Source organism: Roseateles sp. FW305-36, from assembly GCF_058787015.1.
Map to the genome: position 1 here is coordinate 808,244 of NZ_JBYSZK010000001.1, position 22,001 is coordinate 830,244.

The window sequence follows — 22,001 nt, forward strand, 5'->3', positions numbered from 1 at the left end:
TTCAACGCTTGCCACTGTGAAGCCCCTTCAACGCCAAGTCATAGACAGCCAGAACCCGCCGCACCCCGTCTGTGATGTGCTTGGAGGACAGCGTGGCGCCCGTGATGTTGGCGATGTCCTTGTTGAGCCTGACTGGCGACGCGGCAGTCTTGCCGACAAACTGCTGCCGCCACGCGGCCCCTCGCACCTCTGAGCCGTAGGTCTCGCGGTATTCGAGGATCTCAATCTGCTTCACGCTGCCATCGAGGTTGAGCCCCACGGCATAGGTGATCAGCTCGTGCTTGCCGACGACTTGATCGACGATGAAGAACCCTTGGCCTTCCACCGACCAGACGCCGTCTTCCCGAAACGGCTCGTGGACGCCCGATCGGGCGAACAGTCCATCACGCTGCTCTGGCGTCATGGCCAGCGCGACCTTGGTGAACTTCCCCGCGGGGAACATGACCTGCTGAGCCTGTTCGGTCGAGAAGAAGACGCTGGCCGAAGCGGCGGTCGAGGCGACAGCCAGGGGAACGGCGAAGAAGGGTTCCCAGCGCATCAGAACGGCACTCCCAGCTTCAGCACGAACTGGTTGCGTGTGTGCTCGTCGCCGTAGATACGGCCGCCGCTGATCACCTCCTTCTGATCATCCTGGAAGCCACTCGCCCAGGGCATCTGGCTGCGCCAGGCCGCCGTCAGCCACCAGCCCTTGGTGGCGTAGTGGACGTTCGGCCCAAGGAACCACGCCGAGTGGTTGGCCACCCCGTACCCGTAGCCCGTGAACTCGCGATGGTTGCGGACTTCGATACCTGCAGACCAGTTGTTCATGAAGCGGTAGGAGACCCCTGTCAGCAGATCGAGCTCCGTCGCCTTTTCGACGTCGCTGCCCCGCTTGTTGTTCTCCAGGGCGGTGCTCAGATTGGTGGCCCAGATGACGCGGTCGTCCAAGAAGTTCTTCTGCAGGATGAGCTTGAATTCCAGCTCCTTGTTGCGACGCCCCCAGGAGGGCTCGACATAGACGGCCAGCCCGACAGGGTCCACCAATGGGTTGGATAGCTGATAGATGTTTTCCCATGACACCGACTCCACGCGACTCATCTTGTAGCGGGATGTGGGATCGAAGGTGTCGGGGATGTCGGTGTTGGGGCCAGCGGTCGTGCCGTCCATCTGGTTGCGATAGGCGCGGATGAAGCGGGAGTTCAGGTAGATGGCCGTTTGATATTTAGACGTGATGCCGAACTCCAGCTCGGAGCGCAAGCGGACGTTGGTGTAGTCGCCCCGTGTCTGCTTGGTCTGAACGTCGACCCATTGCTCGAATTCCCTAGTCCCTGGAGGCGCGACTTCAGCGGTGTAGATCCAGCCCATAGGGGATTCGCCAGCGACGGCGGAGCGAGAAAGAAGGGCCAGGCCAATGACCGTGGCGGTCGCCACGCGCTGAGAAGACAGGAGCATGCTTATCCAATGCAAATGAGAATCGTTATTATTCTCATTGTGTGCGCATGGTGTCAACGTGCAGCTGTCAGCCAGCTTTCTGCAGAAGGAGCGAGAGCGCGGAGCGTCAGTCGGCCAGCTCGTCCAGGATCGGGCAGTCCGGCCGATGGTCCCCGTGGCAGCACTCGGCCAGGCGCTCCAGGGTTCGCTTCATGGCGTCCATCTCCTTCATCCGGACTTCCAGGTCGGCGACGTGCGCCAGCGCGATGCGCTTGACGTTGGCGCTGGCCCGGCGCCGGTCCTGCCAAAGCTTCAGGAGTTCGGCGATCTCCGCCATGCTGAAGCCCAGGTCCCGAGCTCGCCGGATGAAACGCAGGGTGTGCACTTCCTTGTCGGTGTACTGGCGATAGCCGGAGTCGGTCCGCCCGATCTTGGGCAGCAGCCCCAGCGATTCGTAGTGCCGGACCATCTTGGCGGACACCCCCGACTGGCTGGCCGCCTCACCGATGTTGAAGGGGCCGGTCATGCTCATGCTGCTCATTGAATACTTCCTTTCCAGCGGCGCAGCATCAGCGCGTTGGTGACGACGCTCACGCTGCTGAAGGCCATGGCCGCTCCTGCGACCACCGGGCTGAGCAGCCCGAAGGTGGCCAGCGGTATGCCGACGACGTTGTAGGCAAAAGCCCAGAACAAGTTCTGGCGGATCTTGGCGTAGGTGCGCCGCGAGATGTCGATGGCGTCAGCGACCAGCGCCGGGTTGCCCCGCATCAGAGTGATCCCAGCGGCGTGCATGGCCACGTCAGTACCTGTCGACATCGCGATGCCCACGTCGGCAGCCGCCAGGGCAGGGGCGTCGTTGATGCCGTCGCCGACCATCGCCACGCGCCTGTTTCCGCTCTTGAGCTCGGCAACGATATCGGCCTTGTCCTGGGGGAGGAGCTCGGCCCGGAATTCGTCGATCCCGAGCTGGCGGCTGATGGCGGTGGCGCTGCCGCGGTTGTCGCCGGTGAGCATCACCGTGCTGACGTCCATCTCATGCAGGCGCCGAATGGCGTCCACCGCAGACGCCTTGGCCGCGTCACCGAACGCCAGCAGTCCAAGCAGGTGAGGGCGCTCACCAGCTTCGGCGAGCCAGGACACCGTGCGTCCCTGAGCTTCCAGCGCGGCGGCGATCTTGGCCATCGCCGACAGGTCGACGTTGAGTTCCTGCATGAACCGCGTGCTGCCCAGCCTGAGGTTTCGGCCGCGCACGACGGCCGCCATCCCACGTCCGGCAATTGCTCGGACCTCGCTGGCCGGCGGCACACCGACCCGCTCCCGCTTGGCAGCCTCGATGACAGCACGCGCCAGCGGATGCTCGCTGTTGTTCTGGATGGCTGCAGCCGCTCCGAGCATGCTGCTGGTGTTGCCATCGACCGCCTCAAACGCCACGAGTTCCGGCTTGCCCTCGGTCAGCGTCCCGGTCTTGTCGAAGGCGACGACCTTGACGCTGTGCGCGACCTCGAGTGCTTCGGCGTCCTTGATCAGAATCCCGTGACGTGCGGCAACGCCGGTGCCGGCCATGATGGCGGTGGGCGTGGCCAGGCCAAGGGCGCACGGGCAGGCAATGACCAGCACTGCAACGGCATTGAGGATCGCAGCCTCCCAGTTGCCCGTGCCCAGCCCCCAGCCCAGCAGTGTCAGGGCAGCGATGCCGATGACCACCGGGACGAACACGGCGCTCACCTGGTCGACAAGTCGCTGGATAGGCGCCTTTTTCGCCTGCGCCGACTCGACAAGCCGAACGATGCGTGCGAGGGTGGATTCGGCACCGACCGCCGTGGTCCGGATGAGCAGCAGACCCTCAGCGTTGACGGAGCCGCCGGTCACGCGGTCACCGACATGCTTGGCCACGGGCAGGCTTTCACCGGTGATCAGCGATTCGTCGATCTCGCTGGCACCCTCAACCACCTCGCCGTCGACAGGAATCCGCTCGCCCGGGCGCACGACAACCTGGTCGTCAACACGAACCTCGGCGATCGCCACATCCAGATCGGCACCGTTGCGGCGAACCCGGGCTCGTTCGGGGCGGAGGGCGTTGAGCGCGCGAATCGCCTCCGTGGTCTGCCGCTTGGCACGCGTCTCCAGCCACTTGCCGAGCAGGACCAGCGTGATAACGACCGCCGAGGCTTCGAAGTACAAGTGGTTCATGCCCCGGTCGCCATGGACCCACAGCTGATAGGCGCTCAAGCCGTAGCCCGCACTTGTGCCCAGGGCGACGAGCAAGTCCATATTCCCGGCGCCGGCGCGCAACGCTTTCCATCCAGCCCGGTAGAAGCGCGCGCCAAGCCAGAACTGGACCGGCGTGGCCAACGCGAGTTGCAGCCAGCCCGGGAGCATCCAGTGGGCACCGAACAGCGTGGCGAACATCGGAAGCACGAGCGGGGCGGAGAGCGCCATGGCCACCGCGATGGGCCACCATTCGGGCAAAGCCGGTTTTGCCGACGGAGCATCCCGGCCGCTTAAATCATTGGCACTGGCTGCAGCTGAACCAGGGGCGGGTACGACGCGCGAGGCGTAGCCGGCCTTGTCGACGGCCGACAGTAACGCGGCGAGGTCGGCTTCCCGTGTTGTGACCTTGACGTGGGCTTGCTCGGTGGCGAGGTTGACCTCTGCCGCGGTCACCCCGGGCACCTTTTTCAAGGCCTTCTCGACGCGCGCGACGCAGGATGCGCAGGTCATGCCCTCGACCTGGAGCGTCACGGCCTGCTCGGGAACGTCGTAGCCGGCTTTCTGGACCGCGGCGCGCAGGCTGTCGAGGCTGACCTCGGGCCCGGCGTCGACCGTGGCGGCCTCGGTGGCGAGGTTGACGGTGGCCTCACGCACGCCAGGCAGCTTGGACAGCGCCTTCTCGACACGGCTCACGCAAGATGCGCAGGTCATGCCCGCCACGGGAAGCTGCCACTGCCGGGTGGCGGCGCTGGGTGTGATGGAGGCCGTCGTGTTCATGGTTTTCCTTTTCCGGCGCGTCGTGTGTCGGCCATGAACGGAAGTCTCAAGCTTGCCATGATGGGAAGGTCAAGCGGTTTTTGCGTAGAACTTTCGGCGACCCGCCGCGACCGGCGTGTCTCAGCCCAGCAGCCGGACCCGCTCCTCGATGAAGCCGGCAATCTGGGCCGGCGTGAAGCGCCGGGCGTCGACGTAGCCGTCGGTCTTGAAGACCCCTTCCACGGGCCCGTCGTCGGTGCGGACGAACATGATCCGGCCGTGATCGCGCTCCATGAGGATCTCCTTGATCGCCCGGAACTCGATGCCGCACCATTCCTTGCGCTGGTAGTCGCCGCCGATGAAGACGACGATCAGCTTGGAGCGATTGCGGTAGAGGTCCTGCAGCAGGTTGTCCAGCGAAGGACGGGCCAGCTGCGACACGTAGTTGTTGTCGTAGAAGTAGGAGTTGGGCCCGAGGCGCCGTTCCAGCTCGGCGGCCACCGCTTCCACCGTCGCTCGGGCTTCCCCGGGGAAAGACAGGCCGACGTCGAACACATGGGTGGTGATGTCGACTGCTCGCGAGATGTCGCGGACCCAGGGCGGCAGCGCGATGCCGGTGGCCCGCAGCTCCTTGGCCAGGTTGACCTCCTTGACCGCCCAATGGGTGCGGTTCAATTCCCACTTGCCGATGTCCAGCTCGAAGGAGTACGTGACGAGGTCCTTGGCCGACAGGAAGGGCTGCACAGCCTGCAGCTCGTATTCCAGGCGCACCTGGCCCTGGCGCTTGGTGATGTCGGTCAGCACGCCAAACTGGGGCGGCGTGCTGCTCGGGGTCTCATACGCGAAGATGCAGGGGAGCTTCTTCAGCTCGTTGATCGCCCCAGCGTCCAACGCTTCGAACTTGCGGCTGATTTCCTTGTCGGTGTACTCGCACACGCAGCGCGACGCCTCGATGGTCCAGGGGCTGCCGTCCCAGGTCCCGTCTCTGCCAGATACCAGCAGGTTGTACATGCGCTTCCCATGTCGTTGACTTGATGGCGGCTATTTTCCCGCGCGAAGGCGAAGCGAGTTGAAGACGACGCTGACCGACGACAGGCTCATGGCCAGGGCGGCGATCATGGGCGACAAGACCCAGCCCGTGAACGGGTAGAGCACGCCGGCGGCCAGCGGCACACCCAGCGAGTTGTAGATAAAGGCGAACATCAGGTTCTGCCGCATGTTGGCGACCGTCGCCTCGGAGATGGCCCGGGCCCGGGCGATGCCGCGCAAGTCACCCTTGACCAAGGTGACCTGGGCGCTGTTCATCGCCACGTCGGTGCCGGTGCCCATGGCGACGCCCACATCGGCCTTGGCCAGTGCAGGGGCGTCGTTGATGCCGTCTCCGGCCATGCCGACCACGCGACCCTCCTTTTGCAGGCGGTCGACGAGGGCCAGCTTGTCGGCTGGCTTCACTTCGCCGTGGAACTCGTCGATGCCCAGTTGGCGGGCGACGGATTCGGCGGTGGTCAAGCCGTCGCCGGTGGCCATGACCACCCGCATCCCAGCGCTCCGAAGACTCTGCACCGCCTCTGGTGTGCTCTGCTTGATCGGGTCCGATACGGCCAGGATCCCGAGCAGCCAGCCGTCCTCCGCGAGGAACATGACGCTGCTGCCCTTTTGCCGCAGTTCCTCTGCCGGGGCGCGAAGCGGTGACACATCGACCCCGTCCTGTCCCATCAACGCGGTGTTGCCCAGCGCCAACCGGCGACCGGAAACCTGGCCGCGGACGCCGATACCGGTGGACGACTCGAAATCAACGGCCTGTTCCAGCGGCAGCTTACGGGCGCGGCCGGCGTCCACGATGGCATGGGCCAGCGGATGCTCACTGCCTTGGTCCAGGCTGGCCGCCAGAAGGAGGATTTCGTCGTCAGACCGTCCTGGGACGGCGATGGCTCGCTCGAACGTCGGTTTGCCCTCCGTCAGCGTGCCGGTCTTGTCCACGATCATGGTGTCGACGCGGCGGAAGTTCTCGATCGCCGAGGCGTCACGGAACAAGATGCCCTGCGTTGCCGCCTTGCCCGTCGCAACCATGATGGACATCGGGGTCGCCAAGCCAAGAGCGCAAGGGCAGGCGATGATCAGCACCGAGACGGCGTTGATAAGCCCGTATTGCCAGCCCTGGGGACCACCGAGCAGACCCCACGCGAAGAAGGCGGTCAGCGCGATGCCGATCACGACGAGCACGAACCAGCCGGCGACCTGGTCGGCCATGCGTTGCATCGGCGCCTTCGAACGCTGAGCCTGCGCGACCATCTGCACGATCTGGGACAGCATGGTCTGGGAGCCCACCCGCTCGGACTGCATCACCAGCGACCCGGTGGTGTTGATCGTCGCGCCGATGACCTTGTCGCCGGGACGTTTCATCACGGGAACCGGCTCGCCCGTCAGCATGGCCTCGTCGATCGCGCTGGAACCTTCGAGGACCACGCCGTCGACTGGGACTTTTTCACCAGGCCGCACGCGCAGCCGATCGCCGACGTGCACATGGGTGAGCGGCACGTCGGCCTCGGAGCCGTCCGGCTCGATGCGGCGGGCGGTCTTGGGCGCCAGCCCGAGCAACGACTTGATGGCCGCAGAGGTCTGCGAACGAGCCCGCAGTTCCAGCATCTGACCCAACAGTGTGAGCGAGATGATGACGGCCGCAGCTTCAAAGTAGACACCGATGCGGCCATGAGCCGCGAAGCTCTGCGGGAAGAGTTGCGGCGCCGCGGTCGCCACGACGCTGTAGAGGAACGCGGCGCCGGTGCCGATGCCAATCAACGTCCACATGTTGGGACTGCGGTGCAGCAGAGACTGCCAGCAGCGCTCGAAGAAGGGCCAGCCCGCCCAGAAAACGATGGGCAGCGAAAGCACCAGTTCGAGCCAGCTTTGCGCAGCGGGCGCCATCAGGCCCAGGCGGTGTCCGCCCATTGCCAGGACCGTGACCACGACCGTCAGCGGCAACGTCCACCAGAAGCGGCGGGAGAAGTCGCGCAGCTCCGGGTTGTCGTCGTCTGCCGTCGCCTCCGGGATCAGCGGCTCCAGCGTCATCCCGCACTTGGGGCAGTTGCCCGGCCGATCCTGTCGAATCTCCGGGTGCATGGGACAGGTGTAGATCGTCGCGCTCGCCGCAGCCGCTTCTCCCACGTTGGAGATCGCGGCCGCGGCAGGCCGCAACGCGGCGGCGGGGCCCGCCGACGCCGGCGGCTCGTCGGGCACCGCCCCGTGGTCATGGTGTTTGTGTGCGGCCGACATGCCGTGGACGGCATGATGTCCATGGTGGTCGCTGCCCTTGGCTTTGGCCGAGGCGCCTTGCAGGACGAGGTTCATGCCGCATTTCGGACAACGCCCGGGTGCCGGCTGCTGGACCTCAGGGTGCATCGGGCAGCTGTACTGTGGCGTCACGTCTGGCGCGGACGGGTGCTGGCCGTGGTCGTCATGGGAATGGTGATCCAACTTGTTCTCCACATTGAACCTGCAGCGGTCGCCGGGCCGGCCGCCAGAACTCAATCGTCGTCTTTTGGACGCTCAATGTGCTCTTTCTGATGTGCGCCGTGACCGTGGCGGTGTCCGAAGAGATGCATCAGTGGGCATGCCAGCAGAAGCAGGAAGGGCACCGCCTGCAGGACGTGGTCGAAATGGCGTGTCAACAGGAAGTAGGCGCCAATGGCACCAAGCACCCAGGCGACGACGGCAACGAAGCGGCGAGCCGGGCGATTCGAGGAGGAGGTGGGCGTGTTCATGAGCCCATGCTCGGTGAACTGGCGGCCCCACCCCTTGACCTCGATCAAGCGCCCGCCTCAGTGGCACCCACCGCAACAGCTTGCACCGGCCTGGGAGGACGGCGTTGCTGCTGCCGAGGCCGGGATCGGTGTGTAGCCGGCTTCTTGGATCGCTTCCTTGAAGTCGGCCTCATCGCCTGATTTGGATTCGATCTGGACGCGCTTGGTGGCAAGGTCGACGGAGACGTCGGCGTCCTTGTCCGCTTGTTTCACCGCCTTGGTGATCATGCTCACGCAGTGGCCGCAGGTCATGTCGTTGACTTCAAAAGTGATCATCTACAACTCCAGGTTGGTTACTCGGTGCATGCACTTTGAAGCTTCCCACCGTGGCAAGGTCAAGCGGTTTTGCGCAAATTGTTTTTATGTGCCGCGGACCGTTCAATCACCGTGATTGCCACCGCTGTGCTGGCCCTTCGGCCCTCCACGGCTGCCCGCAAGCGGCTCACGCCCCTTGAAGGGCTGGTAGTCAGCGACGCCAAAGTGCCGCTTGAGCTCGTTTCGCATCATCTCGATGTCAGCCGTTTGGCTCATCCACATGGTCCGGCATTCCCTGCGCAATTCTTCGTGGCTCAGGTCGCTGCCGGTGACGCACGCGTTGACGGGTTCCATCAGGGTGTAGTGGTGGCGGCTGAAGACTTCATAGAACAGGTGATTGAAGTCGGCACCTGGCCGTGCCTGGTCCAGCACGGCGATCATGCGGCGGCTTTCGTCGCGAAGCTTGGGCTGGTAGTCGATGCCGTACCAGTCGCGCAGGAAGCCTTTGAGCGTAAGAATCTCTTCGCGCTGCATGCGGTTGTTGCGCCGTGCCATCGACTTCAGGTCGTCCAGCGTGGCCTTGGCTGGCGTCACGGCGAAGCCGGGCGTCGGTGAGGTGCCCTCGGACGGTGAAATCTCACCGTTGCGCTGTGCGTCCGTTCCGGCAGCCAGCTCGGTGATCCGCAGCGCTGCGTAGTGGTGATCGATGCTCATCTGCAGGAACTCGATCTCGAATGCGGCAGTCAGTCCAACGCCCGGGGCGTCGGCCTTGGCCGTGAAGGGCACCACGAGGGATGTGCAGGTCACCGCAATGGCAGCCCAGCGGGTAAGAAGTCGTGTAGTCATGTCATGTCTCGGCAAGGGGAGGGGGACGCCGCGCCGTTTGATGGCCTCGCAGAGGCTCCACAGCCAGAGCGTCGGCTGCATCGCTCGCGCCTCAGGGGCGGATTGCGGCAGCGCTTGGAACGGCGCTGATCAATGCGAGTGATCGGTGCCGGACTGACCTGTTGTGGAAGTCGATGCCTGAGCCATGCGACGGCACTCGTCGGCGCAACGACGGCACGCCTCGGCGCACGCTTGGCAGTGGTCCATCTGGTGCTTGGCGCACTCCTCGGCACATGCCTCGCAGATGTCAGAGCAAAGCGTGCAAATCGCCGGTGCGTTCTCGCTGCCCCGAGCCATGGCGGCCGAGGCAAGTTGGCAGATGGCTGCGCAATCCATGTCCAGCGCGATGCAGCGCGCCATCATCTTCACGTCCTGCTCTTGCAGGCATGCCGTCGAGCAGTGATTGCACGCGGCGGCGCATTGATCGCAGGCCTCGATGCACGAGGCGTGTTGTTGGTGGGCCATGTTCTTGCTCCTTCGATGAAACCGGAAATTCGGCTCCCTCAAAAGGCAAGACGCGCGCCCACTGCTACCCCAGCCAAAGACCCAAACACAAGCGCACCGACCCCTGCCTGCGCTGTCCGCGAGACGTCGGTCGATGCTTCAGGAAGATGTTGCAGTCGTTCAGGTCAAAACTACATCTGGCTGGGGTCGGAGGCAAAGAGGCTGGGTACACGCTTGCGATGAAAGCCACGACGGGCGGTGGCTCTTGCAGCGCGCATAGGCCACCTTAGAAGCTCCTACCGAACGCCAAACGCACACGGAGATGACATTTCCGTAATGTTCGGCGCCCTCGATGGGCGAGCGGATTTAATGCCGCCGGCAGGCCGCCGTGACAGCGGATGACGGCGCAGCCGGCTTCACTTCAAACGCGGGGGTAGCGAGCGTTCGTGCTTGACCTTCCCATCGGGGCAACCTTCATGATCTGCGGCTCGCGTCCTGCGCAGGGCGCCGACGAGCGACATACCTCATGACCTCACCGCAAGAGCTGGGACATTTCGAGCATCGGTTTGAGGCCAGATCCGAAGCGCGCCGCCGCCTCCCGATGCTGTTGCAGCTGGCTGTACGGAAGGTAGCGGATGCCGAGCTCCGACACGCGGGAGAACGCCGGTCGCCTCAGCTGCAGTTGAACATCGTCGCGCCGGCTGTCGGGCGCCACAAGGAACAGCGTGCTGCCCGCGCCGACTGTGGTCCCCAGCGCCAGGTCCAGCATGCGCACGATGCCCGAATAGATCGATGTCGAGTGCTCGACCTCGAACGCGGCGCACACCTTGCCGCTTCCTGCCTCGAGCCAGACCACGTCGATGAGCCGGACCGACTCTGCGCCGGCCGTGCTGGCGCGGGTGAGCTCAGCGGTGCAACCGTCTCCGAGTTGGCCGTCGCCATAGGCCCGGCCTCGATCATTGGTGGCGATCCACACCTCGAACCCCAGCGCCTTGCCGAGGTCCCTCAGCCAGCCTTGAATCTGCGTGTGCGTGGTGTCGCTCTCCCGTTCAGCCGCCCACTGCTTCTGCAGGGCCGCAGACTCGGCGCGCACCTGCGCCAGGTCGGCTTCCCAGGCCTGAAGGCGTGCACTGTCAGTGGCCAACGGAGGCGCCTGGTAGCGACCCGAGCCGATTTCGAACAGCAAACCAGCCAGCGCGCCAAGGTCGTTGGACAGGCGCGTGCGGTGTTGAGTATTCAGCCGGATCGCCCCCTCGCGCATGGACAGGTAGTGGTCCCAGCGACCAAGCTTCACATTGCTGCCCGTCACCGCGTTGTAGCCCTTGACGATGGCGGTGTTGAACGGCAGGACCAGCGTGGGGTGGATGAAGTACAGCAGGTTTGCGACCGCTGGGCCCAGCCCCTTGATCTGCTGCGCGTCGATGCGCTGGATCGCGTCGATGACCGCCTCCGCGGTATCGCAGCAGTCACACGCGTGCAGCAGCCGCGCAAACGCCCGTTGGTTGTCGGCGTTTTCGTAGATGTCGGGGATGCGGAGCTTGGGCTTCCACAAGAAGGCGTGGTCCGCACCCTTGAAGATCTGCCGCTGCTCGGCAACCGAGCCCACCACCGTCTCCAACGTCGAACCACGGTACGCGTTGCCGAAGGTTCCGGCCTCGATGTCCTTCACCACCTCGCCGATGCCTCGGCGGATCGACCGGAAATTCTTCAGCCGCTCTTCCCACAGGAACCAGCTGTTGTAGGTGCTGTGCGGATCGGCCTTCCAGTGGTCAATCAGCAAGGCAAGGCTGTCGTGCATTCAATCCTCCCAGATCAAGGTGGATTGTGGCGGTGGCCATGCCCAGTGGACATGCAGAGGAACGCGTATTGCCACCGCGCGACCTTCAGCGTGCCGGCGGCCAGCCCCCTGTCGCCGTGTTCCGCTGCGCCCGCACCGCCTATGTCTCAGCTCTCGGAGAACCCATGATCGTCCAGCCCATCGACTATTTCCTGATCGTCTGGTTCGCGCTCGCCGGCCTGAGTGCGGCCTACGTGGCATGGGACCAGTTTCGCCACAACCCCGAGCCCGTGGTGATGAAGTGGGGGTTCGTGCTGGTGACCCTCTACATGGGGCCGATCGGGCTGCTGCTGTACGTGATGGCGGACAAGGAGCCTGCGCCGGGCGAGCACGAGGTCTTCATCAAGCCGCTTTGGAAGCAGGGCGTGGGCTCGACGATCCACTGTGTCGCAGGCGACGCGACCGGGATCATCCTGGCCGCGGTCGTGACGGCATCGCTCGGGCTGCCGATGTGGGTCGACTTGATCGTGGAGTACGTGGCGGGCTTCGCTTTCGGCCTGTTCATCTTCCAGTCGCTGTTCATGAAAAACATGATGGGCGGCAGCTACTGGGAGAACGTGCGCAAGTCGTTCATGCCCGAGTTCATCAGCATGAACGCCATGATGGCTGGGATGGCGCCGGTGATGACCTTGCTGATGATGGGTCGGGACATGCGCGCCATGGAGCCGACCGAGATGCTCTTTTGGGGTGTGATGTCGGTGGGCGTCATCGCCGGCTTTGCGATCGCCTACCCCGTCAACGTCTGGATGGTGTCCCGGCAGATGAAGCACGGCCTGATGACGCAGCGCGACAAGGCTCATGACGAAAAGGCGCCGAACGCGCCCACGAAGCAAAGCGCCGAGAACACGCCGGCCTCGATGGCACACCAGGACCACGCGGGCCACGGGAAGCATGTGGCCGAAAGCGCTGGACACGAGAAGGCCATGGCCCCGGCCAGTCGTTCTTCTAACCATGGAGAACACGCGAAGTCGGAGGGTTCCGAAACCGGTCAAAGCGGTGCATCACAAGGCGCCTCGCATGGCGGACAACATGGCGCTCATGCCATGCAGCCTCAGGTGACGCGGCCGCAACTGGTGACGGTCAGTCTGTTCACCACGTTGATGCTGGCCGGCGGCATGACCTTCCCGGCGATCTTCGTGAACATGCGACTCTCAGCGCGTGACGTCCAGGCGTCGATCATGCCGCCGGGGATGAAGTCCTTCTGGGACACGCCAGGCGAGGCCATGCGCGACATGGCGGCAGTCCATCCGCGTCTGGTCCAGCACGAGCCGCCTGCCGACGCGCGTGGAGACCGCCCCCTGTTCGAACGCAATGAAGACGGCGTCAAAGTGTTTGAGCTCGAGACCGGGGTCGTGCGCTGGAACGTGCTGCCCGACGTCAAGGTCGAGGGCTACGCCTTCAACCAGCAAATCCCCGGCCCACGCATCCGCGTCACCGAGGGCGACCGGGTGCGCATCAAGGTGACCAACCGGCTGCCCGAGTCGACAACGGTGCACTGGCATGGGCTCATCTTGCCCAACGGCATGGATGGACCCGCCAACATCACTCAGCAACCGATCCCCCCAGGTGGCAGCTTCACCTACGAGTTCACGACGGAGCAGGCGGGCACATTTTTCTATCACACGCACGATCACGCAGACCGTCAACAGGCGCTGGGACTCTATGGCGCGCTGATCATCGATCCCAAGCCGGGATCACCGGCTGCAACCGAGCTGCGCGCCGACAAGGAATACGTCATCCAGCTGCAGGAGTGGCTGCAGCGGGAAGGCCTGACGTACCCGGCCATGCTGATGGAGGGCGGGTTGCCGAACTACTTCACCATCAACGGCAAGGCCTTCCCGTCGACGGATACCGTCACGATGAAGGTAGGGCAGACGATCAAGTTGCGCTTCATCGGCACCAACAACAATTTCGTTCACCCCATGCACGTGCACGGCGGGCCGTTCACCGTCGTCGCCCGCGATGGCTACGACCTCAAACCAAGCGCGCGATTCGAGGCGGACACTGTCAATGTGGGCCCTGGCCAGCGCTACGACGTGCTCTGGACGGCGCGCCGCCCCGGGGCGTGGCTGGTGCATTGCCACATCCCCCATCACACGACCAACAACAACGTCGAGCACCACGGAGGCGGCGGGCTGATGATGGTGTTGAATGTCCGAGACTGATCGGAGACAGCAGGTGCAGGACATCCCCACCCAGGCTTTGCCCAACGCTCAAGCCAGACCTCGCGTCACCGATATCGTCGACTGCGTCGTCATCGGGGCTGGGCCGGCGGGACTCACCGCCGCCATCTACCTCCGACGATTTCACCGGGACGTTCGGGTGATCGATGCGGGCGAGCCGCGCGCCGGGAAGATTTCCCGGTCTCACAACGTTCCAGGGTTTCCCGATGGGATCGCGGGCCACGAACTGCTGCTCCGGATGGCGGTTCACCTCGAACGCATGGGCGGCGTCGTCACCCGAGGCGAGGTGCAATCCGTGATTCGGGTCGAAGAGGGTTTGTTCGAAGTGGGGCTGGAAGAGTCGACTCTGCGATGTCGCTTTGTGCTTCTCTGCACCGGCGTCGTCGACCGGCCGGCTTCCATACCGGGCGCTGACTTGGTTGAGCATGCCGACCTGATGCGCTACTGCCCCGTTTGTGACGGCTATGAGCACACGGGCAAGCGCATCGGCGTGCTGGCCAACTCTGCCCACAGCCTGGCCGAGGCCAAGTTCCTGAAGAACTTCAGTGATTCGGTGAAGGTCATCCCAGTGGAGGGTTGTGTGGAATCCATCGGGGCCCAGGCAGCCGAGTTGGGGCTGGAATGTCTTGCCGGCCTTGCCACTGAACTGTCTGTGGATCCGTCAGGCAGCGTGATCGTCCAGGTGGGGCGAAGCCATCAGCAAAGCGTCGACGTCCTGTACTCGGCGCTTGGAGTAGATCCCCGCGCGTCACTGGCCTTGTCGCTGGGCGTCAAGCTCGATGATCGGCAATGCATCGTCGTCGACCACCATTGCCGAACGAACGTGCCCAATGTGTATGCCGCGGGAGACGTGGTGAGCGCGCTGGACCAGATCAGCGTTGCCGTGGGCCATGCCGCCATCGCCGCCGCGTCGATCCACAACGCCTTGGGCTCAGCGGACGCATCTGGGAAGTAGGGCAGGGCGCGCGTGCAGCGTCAGGCTGCGCATGGGCAGGTAGGTCTCTGTGGGTGGTGCCACGGCGGTGTCACCGTCCGGCGTCACCATCCGGCCATGCTTGACAACCTCGCCTCGCGCTTTTTCGCATGTGCGGCACCGGTGCTGCTCACCGCTCTGATGGCTCCGGTTGCCGGCGCGGCGGAGTCTCGTGCCGCGTCTGAGTGTCGGAGCACCGTTTTGAACGACGAGGAAGCGGAGGCGGTATGCGCGCTGCCGACGTTTCAGACCGACAGGGCAGTCCGCTTTCAGGCGCGTTTCCTTGGCAGCCACGACGACAGCGTGGTGTCGCTTCGTGTGGTCACGCTCAGTGGCGCCCCTGTCACCTGCAAGGAGGGGAGCAAGACAGAGTCGCGCTTTGAGGATGGCGAAGTGACGCTGGAATGCGCCGTCACCTCACCGGTGCCGCGATCCGGCGGCGAGCTGAAGGTCAAGATTTCCATGCATCACCTGCAGCTTGACAGGACGGAGCTGCTGATCGACTGAAGACCGCGATTCACGGCGGTAAGACTCCACAGCGTTCAGCCGCCCAGGGTGCGGTCCTGCTTCTGGAACCAGGCGAGAGCGCTGTCGAGATGCGATGGGTCAAAGTCTGGCCAGAGTTCGTCCACGACATAGATGTCGGCATAGACCGATTGCACGGGCAAAAAACCGCTGAGGCGACGACCGCCGCCCCAACGCACGATCAGCTCCATGCGCGACACCTGCTCGGAATGCAGCTGACCGGTGCGCAGGCCATCCAGGTCCCACTCCCAGCCGTAGTTAGCGAGGAAATTGACCTTGATGCCGCCTGCGCACCGCTGCCGGTAGCCGGCCAGTTCGGCGGGGAACTGGGATGACCGCTCATCGCCGACAACGAGAAGGGCAGCACCACGGCGGACGATCTCTTGCGCAAAGGCCACGCAGGCCGACCGAAAGTGTTCCGTCTGTGCGGTGGGCCGGCGGGTGTTGTCCTGGGTAAATCCGTAGACCGACACCTCTTCGATGCCGAGGCGTTGGCATTGCTCGAAAAGCGATAGACCGGGCTCGATGCCATGCGCGTAGCCAGCCTCCTTCGGCAGTTCGTTTCCAACGGCCCAGCGGCGGTTGCCGTCGGGGATGAAGCCAATGTGGCGGGGAAGAACCATGCGGGTCAGCGTCGAGAGGTGAAAGGAGGAATGCGGAGCGTCGTCGCGCCGTGTGTGGCGCTGGATCGCGTCCGCGCTGGCGCAGGTCAAGAGTGGCGCATTGCCGGCTCCGTGTAGGTCAGCATCAGCAAGCCGAAGATCAACAACGGTAGCAGCCAGGCGTCCCTCAGCCTGGCCGGAGAGTCCTGAGAAGCTGTTGCGCCGGGGGCTTGGCGAGACGCGGCGGATCTCGTCATGAGGACCTCCGCACCGCGTGCCGCCGCGGCCGTGAACAGGGCGATAGCAAAACCGCGGTGTTGGACTTGCATTAGCGCCATCGCGGCAGCATCAGCTGATCCACCGTGTTGCGCATGGGCAGCAAAGACAGTTGCCGTCACCGCGAGGGCCATCGGAACTGCGAGCCGCCAGATGGGGGTCGACAGCCGGCCACTCAGCACCAACGCCTCCACTACGCCGGCGACGAACAGGCTGCCGCCCTGCAGAAGGTGTTGCCGCGTCTCTGCTGCGTAGTTCACGGGTACGGCATCGCCATGGATCCAAACATCGGCCACGGATTCCAGGCCGTAGCCGACGAACAGTGCTGGTAGCAGCCACGGGATCCACTGCCAGCGCCAAAGGCCGCTCGCTCGGACAAGCATCAGCAGCGAGACCACTACGAAGGCAGCACCTCCGATCCAGTGAACTTGTTCCGAAGTGAGATCCATGCTGGCTCCTGGGCTTGAGGTTCAGGCCTGCGTCCAGACCTGATGCGCAGCATCTGCAATTCGCACGCCAGCGCGAGCCAGCGTCTCGTGGCTGGTTGTGGCCGAAAAGCGCCGATCCAGCGGCGCGTGTTCTCCTGTCATCGGTCAGGACCGAGACACGTATGGCGTGCGGGATCTGGTGCAGCAAGTTTTCCCGGCTCTTGGAAGTTCTCCGCTGAGTTCATCAGCGCCGGGACATCGTCACGACGCTGACTTGTTTGCTCGTCTCAGGGCTGCTTGACGAGCTCGAGCTTCAACCGCACGTCTGCTTGGCCCTTGTTGCTCCACGTCCAGCAGTACACCTGCTCACTCGTCACGTTCAAGGTGCCTTTGGACGAGGTGCTTCCATCCTCTTTTGCAGGAAAGCGCACGGCCTTGTCCTCGTGGTAATGGATGTTGAAGTTCGTCGGTGCGCTTCCCTCAAAGGTCCATTGCACCTGCGCGCCCGGTTTGAGCCCGTCGCACACCTCAGCGAACTTGGCAGGCGCTACGGTCAACTGGTGCTCGTAGCGCCCATTCGCGTCCCAGGTGACCTGGATGAGTTCGGCTTTCGCCCGCGGTGCGGCAACGATCAAGGCTGCAGCGGCGAGGAAGTAGAACGGACGGCGCTTGGAGTTCATGGGGGTGGCCTTGGAGTGGGTGGAGGTGAGGGCGGCGTGGTTGGGTGCGCTTCGTCATGCGTGTGGTGGCCGTGGCGGTGCCGCCATTCGAGCCAGCCGGCGAAAGAGCACACGGCTACCGCGCCGACTAAAGCCAGAAGCAGCACGACGGCTTCCAGTTCGTAGGTCATGTCGTCTACCGGATGCACGGCTGCGACTGATGGGTTTGCTATTGACCAGGGTCGATGGCGGGAGCCCGTGCACGATCTCCCTTGCGCATCGCGGTATCGCTGCCTGGGGCGTTGATGCTGGATTTCATCGAGGTTCCTTTCTGGCTCAAAAGGTCATCGATAGGAGTTGAAGACACGGGTGCCGCCGTCCTTCGCCACGAGCAGCACGTCGTAGGCTGCCTTGACTCCACCGCTTTCCATGCCGGGTGAACCCAGAGGCATCTCAGGGACGCTCAGACCCAGCGCGGCAGGGCGCTCGCGAGTGAGGCGCAGGATGTCCGCGGCAGGCACGTGTCCTTCGACGACATAGCCGTCGATCCTTGCGGTGTGGCAGGAGCTCAGCGATTCCGGCATGCCGAAGGTCTTCCGGAAGAGCGCGACGTCCGCCACGATGCGTGCCTGCACAGCGAAGCCGTGATCCTGCAGATGCTTGATCCACTTGCCGCAGCAGGAGCAATCGCGGGTGCGCCAAACCTCGATGCTGGGTTGGGGAGCGACTGCAAAGGATCGAGACGACACGCCGCCAAAGATCGCCACGCCCAGGGCGGCCTTCATGCTCAGTCGCAGGAGCTCGCGGCGTGATGCCCCGGCCCCCTGATGCATCTGCGAGGACATGCCGGCCTCAGTGCTTGTGGTCGGCGTGGCCATCGGCCTTGGCGGCGGTGGGCTTGCTCGAACCCTTTGCGGCGGCGACGGTGACTGCACCCTTCATGCCGGCGTCGTAGTGGCCGGGCTGCAGGCAGGCGAAGTCGACCTTGCCGGCCTTGGTGAATTGCCAGATGACCTCACCGGTCTTTCCCGGCGCGACGGTGACCTGGTTGGGGTCCGAGTGCTCCATCTCCGGGAACTTCTTCATCAGCTCGTAGTGCTCCTTCAGCTCGGCTTGAGTGCCCAGCACGAACTCGTGCTTGACCCCACCGGAGTTCTTGACCACGAAGCGGACCGTTTCGCCCTGCTTGACGTCCAGGCTGGACGGCGTGAAGCGCATGTTGTCGGTCATGTCGACATTGACGGTGCGCGTGACCTTGGCGGCTTTGCCGGCCTCACCGATGGCGTCGCTGTCGCCGTGGCTGTGAGCGTGGCCGTCGGCAGCCTTGGCGCCAGCTTTGGCGGCCGGCGCGGAAGCGGCATGGTCTACGCCGTCATGGGCCTGGCTGGCGAGGGGGGAGAGCGCGACAAGCGCGGCTGCGATGGCGATGAACGACTTTTTCATGGGAACTCTCTTCTGAACTGATGAACGGAAAGGGAAGTGGTGCGGCCGGGCCTCTACGACCCAGGCTGTTTTCAGTGGTTGTGACCGGAGCCGCCTGTGGGCTTGCGGATCTGGACCTCGATCTCTCGCGGCTTGTTGCGCTTGGACGGCGGCATGGATTGGCCGCCTTCGCTCGCAAAGCGGGCGGGCTCCGGCATGGAGCCGGTCCATTCGAAGGCGTTGGTGCCCTTGGGGTGCTTGAACCAGCCCGGATCTTTGTAGTCCCCCGCCTTCTGGTCGGCGCGCACCTTCACCACGCTGAACATGCCGCCCATCTCGACGGAGCCGAAGGGGCCTTCGCCGCCCATCATCCGGGCGGTGTTGTCGGGGATGGGCATCTCCATCTCGGACATGTCTCCCATGCCGCGCTCACCCATCACCATGTAGTCGGGAATCAGCTTGTTGATCTCCTTGACCACGCCGCGGTGCTCCACGCCGATCATGGTGGGCACGTCGTGGCCCATCGCGTTCATCGTGTGGTGGCTCTTGTGGCAGTGGAATGCCCAGTCACCTTCCTCGTCGGCCAGGAACTCGATCTGGCGCATCTGGCCCACCGCAACGTCCGTGGTGACCTCGTACCAGCGCGTGGACTTGGGAGTCGGGCCGCCGTCGGTGCCGGTGACCAGGAACTCGTGGCCATGCAGGTGGATGGGGTGGTTGGTCATCGTCAGGTTGCCCATGCGGATGCGCACCTTGTCGCCCTTGCGCACGTTCAGCGAGTCGATGCCCGGGAAGATGCGGCTGTTCCACGACCACAGGTTGAAGTCGAGCATCGTCATGATCTTGGGCGTGTAGGCACCCGGCTCGATGTCGTAGGCGTTGAGCAGGAAGACGAAGTCGCGGTCGACTTCTTCGATCAACGGGTGCTTGGCCTTGGGGTGCGTCACCCAGAAGCCCATCATTCCCATCGCCATCTGCGTCATCTCGTCGGCGTGCGGGTGGTACATGAAGGTACCCGGCCGCCTCGCTACGAACTCATAGACAAAGGTCTTGCCGGGCTCGATGGGCATCTGATTGAGGCCGACAACGCCGTCCATACCATTGGGCAGGCGCTGGCCATGCCAGTGGATGGAGGTGCGCTCGGGAAGCTTGTTGGTCACGAAGACGCGGACGCGATCACCCTCGACGACTTCGATCGTCGGGCCGGGCGATTGGCCGTTGTAGCCCCAGAGGTGCGCCTTGAAGCCCGGCGCCATTTCGCGCACCACGGGCTCAGCGACCAGGTGGAACTCCTTGACGCCGTTGTTCATGCGCCAGGGCAGGGTCCAGCCGTTGAGCGTGACCACCGGGTTGTAGGGACGGCCGGTGTTGGGCACCAGCGGCGCCATGGTGTCGGGTTTGTCCTGCAGCACCGGCTCAGGAAGCGCGGCCATCGCCACGCGGCTCACGCTGGCCGCAGTCACAGCCACGCCGGCGCTGGCGCTACCGATCAGGAAATTGCGTCGATTGGATGTCATGGTGGGGTGTTGGGTTCAGTGACTGATCAGTGCGCAGCGGCGCCTGAGCGGCCGGGCGCAGCCTCGGTCATGCGGCTCATGTCGGCACCGGGCGTTCCGAGGAGTTCGGCCTGCAGACCTGCGTCGGCCAGCCAGAAGTCGCGCTGGGCATCGATGGCCTGAGACACGCTGGTGATCTGCTCGCGCGCATCGGCCAGCAGCTCGAACACGCCAATGAGCATGCCGTTGTAGCGAAGCACGTTCTCCTCGGCGATGGTCTTGCGCAGCGGCACGATTTCGTCGCGGTAGTGGCGCGCCAGGTCGTACGCGGTTCGGTAGGCGCTGTATTGCTCGCGCACGCGGGAGTTCGCCTGCACGGCGATCTGGGCCGTCCGGTTCACGGCAGCCATGTAGGCGGCCTGCGCGCCGGCTCGGCGGACATCACCGAAGTCGAAGATCGGCAGCGGCAGGCTGACGTCATAGCCCTTCTGCGGCGCGGCTCCGGTCGCGCTGTTTCTCGACACCCCGATCTCCAGCGCGTTGACGACGCTGGTGACCCGGGTGAGGCCTTGTTCCCGAGCGAGGAAGTTCAGGCGCGAACGTGCGAGCTGCACATCCAGCCGTTGGTCTAGGGCGGTACGGGCCACACTGGCCTCGTCGCGCGGCGTCTTCGGCAGTTCTGGCAGCCGATCAGGCAGCTTCAGCTGCGCCGCCTGCGCGTCGTTCAGGCCGAGCACGCGGATGAGGGTTTCGCGGGCACTACGCTCGGCATGCTGGGCGCGGGCCAGCTGCGCTACGGCGTCTGCCGCGAAGGCCTGCTCGCGGGCGCGCTGCAGCTTGCTGTAGTTGCCCACGGCCTGCATGCGGCGGGCCAGTTCGGCGCTGGCATCCGCAGTCGCCTTGATCTGCTGTGCATACAGGAGGGATTGCTGGGCTGCGACAGCGTTGACCCAGGCGCCCCGCGCCTCATTGGCGGCCTGTACGACGCTGCCGGCCAGCGACAGGCGAGTCATCTCCTGCTGGTAGCTGGCCATGCGCAGGTGGGCTGGCAGCAGGAGCAGGTCGAGCACCGAGAAGCTCAGGACGCGATTGATTTCGAGGTCCCGAGTGCCGCCCTCATTGCGCACCAGCCGCTCGAACGCGAACACCGGATTCGGCAGCCGGGCGCTTTGCGTGGCCGCGGCGGAGTCGGCAGCCGCTTCGTACAGCATCGCTTGAAGTGACGGGCTGTAGGCCAGCGCGATCTGCACGGCGTCGTCTGCTCCCAGCGGCCGGGCCAGGCGAGCATCGAGGTCGGACTGAGCCTGCTGACGTGCTTCGTCCGTCGTGAGCCAGCGGGCCACGGCACCAGATTGCTGGCGTCCCAAGTCGCGGGCCGCCTCGAAATTCTGGTTGATCGAGGTGCTTGCGCAGCCACTGAGGACCAGGATGGCGGCCAGGGCTGCGACCGCGAGCTTGGGGCTGCGACGCAGTCGTGACGTGCGCTGTTCAGCGCCCGAATATGACGTGGTTGATGTGGTCATGCTCAGTGGTGGCCGGAGTGAGAGCCCGATGCGGGGACGGACGCGGGCTGAGCCGCGGGCATGGCAGGGGATTTCGCAGCCCCGGCAGGCGGGGGCTTGGGTGTAGGCGACACGGGTTGACCTTGCATGGGCATCGCGTGACCTTGATGCGGTGATGCCTTACCTGGCGCCGACGCGCTGCTCGGCGTGCTCGCAGCCGGGGCAAGGGGTACGACTTGCCCAGCAGCGGAGGGGCCACCTTCTGCCGGCATCTTCATCCCACCATGGCTCGCGGGCATCGCGTCGTTGGCTGATGCCGGCGCAGGATTACCCCCCT

21 protein-coding genes are annotated in these 22,001 nt (G+C 64.6%); 3 read left to right on the forward strand and 18 right to left on the reverse strand.

The window, feature by feature from the left end; genetic code table 11:
- Position 1: 1 nt before the first annotated feature.
- From AC3WOE_RS03645 to AC3WOE_RS03695, 11 genes are all read right to left on the reverse strand, one after another.
- Entirely contained in the window at positions 2–538 is a 537-nt protein-coding gene (locus AC3WOE_RS03645; protein WP_088481155.1) for an FMN-binding protein, read from the reverse strand.
- Complete coding sequence (locus tag AC3WOE_RS03650) at positions 538–1,431, reverse strand: DUF6662 family protein (RefSeq protein WP_268149199.1); 894 nt, start codon at positions 1,429–1,431, stop codon at positions 538–540. Before AC3WOE_RS03650 ends, AC3WOE_RS03645 begins: the two co-directional genes overlap by 1 nt.
- Positions 1,432–1,537: 106 nt before the next feature.
- Positions 1,538–1,942 (reverse strand): Cu(I)-responsive transcriptional regulator, encoded by a 405-nt coding sequence (gene cueR, locus AC3WOE_RS03655; RefSeq protein ID WP_268149197.1) that lies wholly within the window; start codon positions 1,940–1,942, stop codon positions 1,538–1,540.
- Positions 1,943–1,947: 5 nt separating this feature from the next.
- On the reverse strand, positions 1,948–4,398 hold the full coding sequence (locus AC3WOE_RS03660; RefSeq protein WP_268149195.1) for a heavy metal translocating P-type ATPase: 2,451 nt from the start codon (positions 4,396–4,398) through the stop codon (positions 1,948–1,950).
- A gap of 120 nt (positions 4,399–4,518) precedes the next feature.
- A complete protein-coding gene (locus tag AC3WOE_RS03665) occupies positions 4,519–5,388 on the reverse strand; it encodes a TIR domain-containing protein (protein ID WP_268149193.1) in 870 nt (289 codons plus the stop codon).
- A gap of 30 nt (positions 5,389–5,418) precedes the next feature.
- Positions 5,419–7,851, reverse strand: a complete 2,433-nt coding sequence (locus AC3WOE_RS03670; RefSeq protein WP_276597079.1) for a copper-transporting P-type ATPase — start codon at positions 7,849–7,851, stop codon at positions 5,419–5,421.
- Positions 7,852–7,901: 50 nt separating this feature from the next.
- The gene (locus AC3WOE_RS03675) at positions 7,902–8,138 is read right to left on the reverse strand and encodes a DUF2933 domain-containing protein (RefSeq protein ID WP_268149191.1); all 237 of its coding nucleotides are present in this window, start codon (positions 8,136–8,138) and stop codon (positions 7,902–7,904) included.
- 57 nt (positions 8,139–8,195) lie between these two features.
- The gene (locus AC3WOE_RS03680) at positions 8,196–8,453 is read right to left on the reverse strand and encodes a heavy-metal-associated domain-containing protein (RefSeq protein ID WP_268149189.1); all 258 of its coding nucleotides are present in this window, start codon (positions 8,451–8,453) and stop codon (positions 8,196–8,198) included.
- 102 nt (positions 8,454–8,555) lie between these two features.
- Positions 8,556–9,359 carry a DUF305 domain-containing protein gene (locus AC3WOE_RS03685; protein WP_492688340.1) on the reverse strand — a complete coding sequence of 268 codons (804 nt, stop codon included), beginning with the start codon at positions 9,357–9,359 and terminating at the stop codon, positions 8,556–8,558.
- 48 nt (positions 9,360–9,407) lie between these two features.
- Positions 9,408–9,782: a four-helix bundle copper-binding protein gene (locus AC3WOE_RS03690; protein ID WP_268149185.1), complete on the reverse strand. Its 375-nt coding sequence runs from the start codon at positions 9,780–9,782 to the stop codon at positions 9,408–9,410.
- A gap of 511 nt (positions 9,783–10,293) precedes the next feature.
- On the reverse strand, positions 10,294–11,559 hold the full coding sequence (locus AC3WOE_RS03695) for a type II restriction enzyme NmeDI-related protein (protein WP_268149183.1): 1,266 nt from the start codon (positions 11,557–11,559) through the stop codon (positions 10,294–10,296).
- 164 nt (positions 11,560–11,723) lie between these two features.
- Between AC3WOE_RS03695 and AC3WOE_RS03700 the strand changes: the two genes are divergently transcribed.
- The 3 genes from AC3WOE_RS03700 to AC3WOE_RS03710 all read left to right on the forward strand — a co-directional run bounded on the left by AC3WOE_RS03700 (position 11,724) and on the right by AC3WOE_RS03710 (position 15,261).
- Positions 11,724–13,763 (forward strand): multicopper oxidase domain-containing protein, encoded by a 2,040-nt coding sequence (locus tag AC3WOE_RS03700; protein ID WP_268149181.1) that lies wholly within the window; start codon positions 11,724–11,726, stop codon positions 13,761–13,763.
- A complete protein-coding gene (locus AC3WOE_RS03705; protein WP_268149179.1) occupies positions 13,750–14,736 on the forward strand; it encodes an NAD(P)/FAD-dependent oxidoreductase in 987 nt (328 codons plus the stop codon). Before AC3WOE_RS03700 ends, AC3WOE_RS03705 begins: the two co-directional genes overlap by 14 nt.
- A gap of 96 nt (positions 14,737–14,832) precedes the next feature.
- Positions 14,833–15,261: a hypothetical protein gene (locus AC3WOE_RS03710; protein ID WP_268149177.1), complete on the forward strand. Its 429-nt coding sequence runs from the start codon at positions 14,833–14,835 to the stop codon at positions 15,259–15,261.
- Positions 15,262–15,296: 35 nt separating this feature from the next.
- Here the strand turns inward: AC3WOE_RS03710 and AC3WOE_RS03715 are convergent, their stop codons facing one another.
- The 7 genes from AC3WOE_RS03715 to AC3WOE_RS03745 form a co-directional block, all read right to left on the reverse strand.
- Positions 15,297–15,992, reverse strand: coding sequence for an undecaprenyl diphosphate synthase family protein (locus AC3WOE_RS03715; protein ID WP_492688343.1), 696 nt, complete (start codon positions 15,990–15,992; stop codon positions 15,297–15,299).
- Positions 15,989–16,606 carry a hypothetical protein gene (locus tag AC3WOE_RS03720; RefSeq protein WP_492688344.1) on the reverse strand — a complete coding sequence of 206 codons (618 nt, stop codon included), beginning with the start codon at positions 16,604–16,606 and terminating at the stop codon, positions 15,989–15,991. The genes AC3WOE_RS03715 and AC3WOE_RS03720 overlap by 4 nt, the downstream gene beginning before the upstream one ends.
- A 266-nt stretch (positions 16,607–16,872) precedes the next feature.
- Complete coding sequence (locus AC3WOE_RS03725; RefSeq protein ID WP_492688346.1) at positions 16,873–17,265, reverse strand: hypothetical protein; 393 nt, start codon at positions 17,263–17,265, stop codon at positions 16,873–16,875.
- 323 nt (positions 17,266–17,588) lie between these two features.
- A complete protein-coding gene (locus AC3WOE_RS03730) occupies positions 17,589–18,029 on the reverse strand; it encodes a DUF411 domain-containing protein (RefSeq protein WP_492688348.1) in 441 nt (146 codons plus the stop codon).
- A 67-nt stretch (positions 18,030–18,096) separates the two neighbouring features.
- Positions 18,097–18,687, reverse strand: coding sequence for a cupredoxin domain-containing protein (locus AC3WOE_RS03735; protein WP_492688350.1), 591 nt, complete (start codon positions 18,685–18,687; stop codon positions 18,097–18,099).
- A gap of 71 nt (positions 18,688–18,758) precedes the next feature.
- Positions 18,759–20,183 (reverse strand): multicopper oxidase family protein, encoded by a 1,425-nt coding sequence (locus AC3WOE_RS03740; RefSeq protein ID WP_492688351.1) that lies wholly within the window; start codon positions 20,181–20,183, stop codon positions 18,759–18,761.
- Positions 20,184–20,209: 26 nt separating this feature from the next.
- Positions 20,210–21,412, reverse strand: coding sequence for a TolC family protein (locus AC3WOE_RS03745; protein ID WP_492688352.1), 1,203 nt, complete (start codon positions 21,410–21,412; stop codon positions 20,210–20,212).
- Positions 21,413–22,001: the final 589 nt, after the last annotated feature.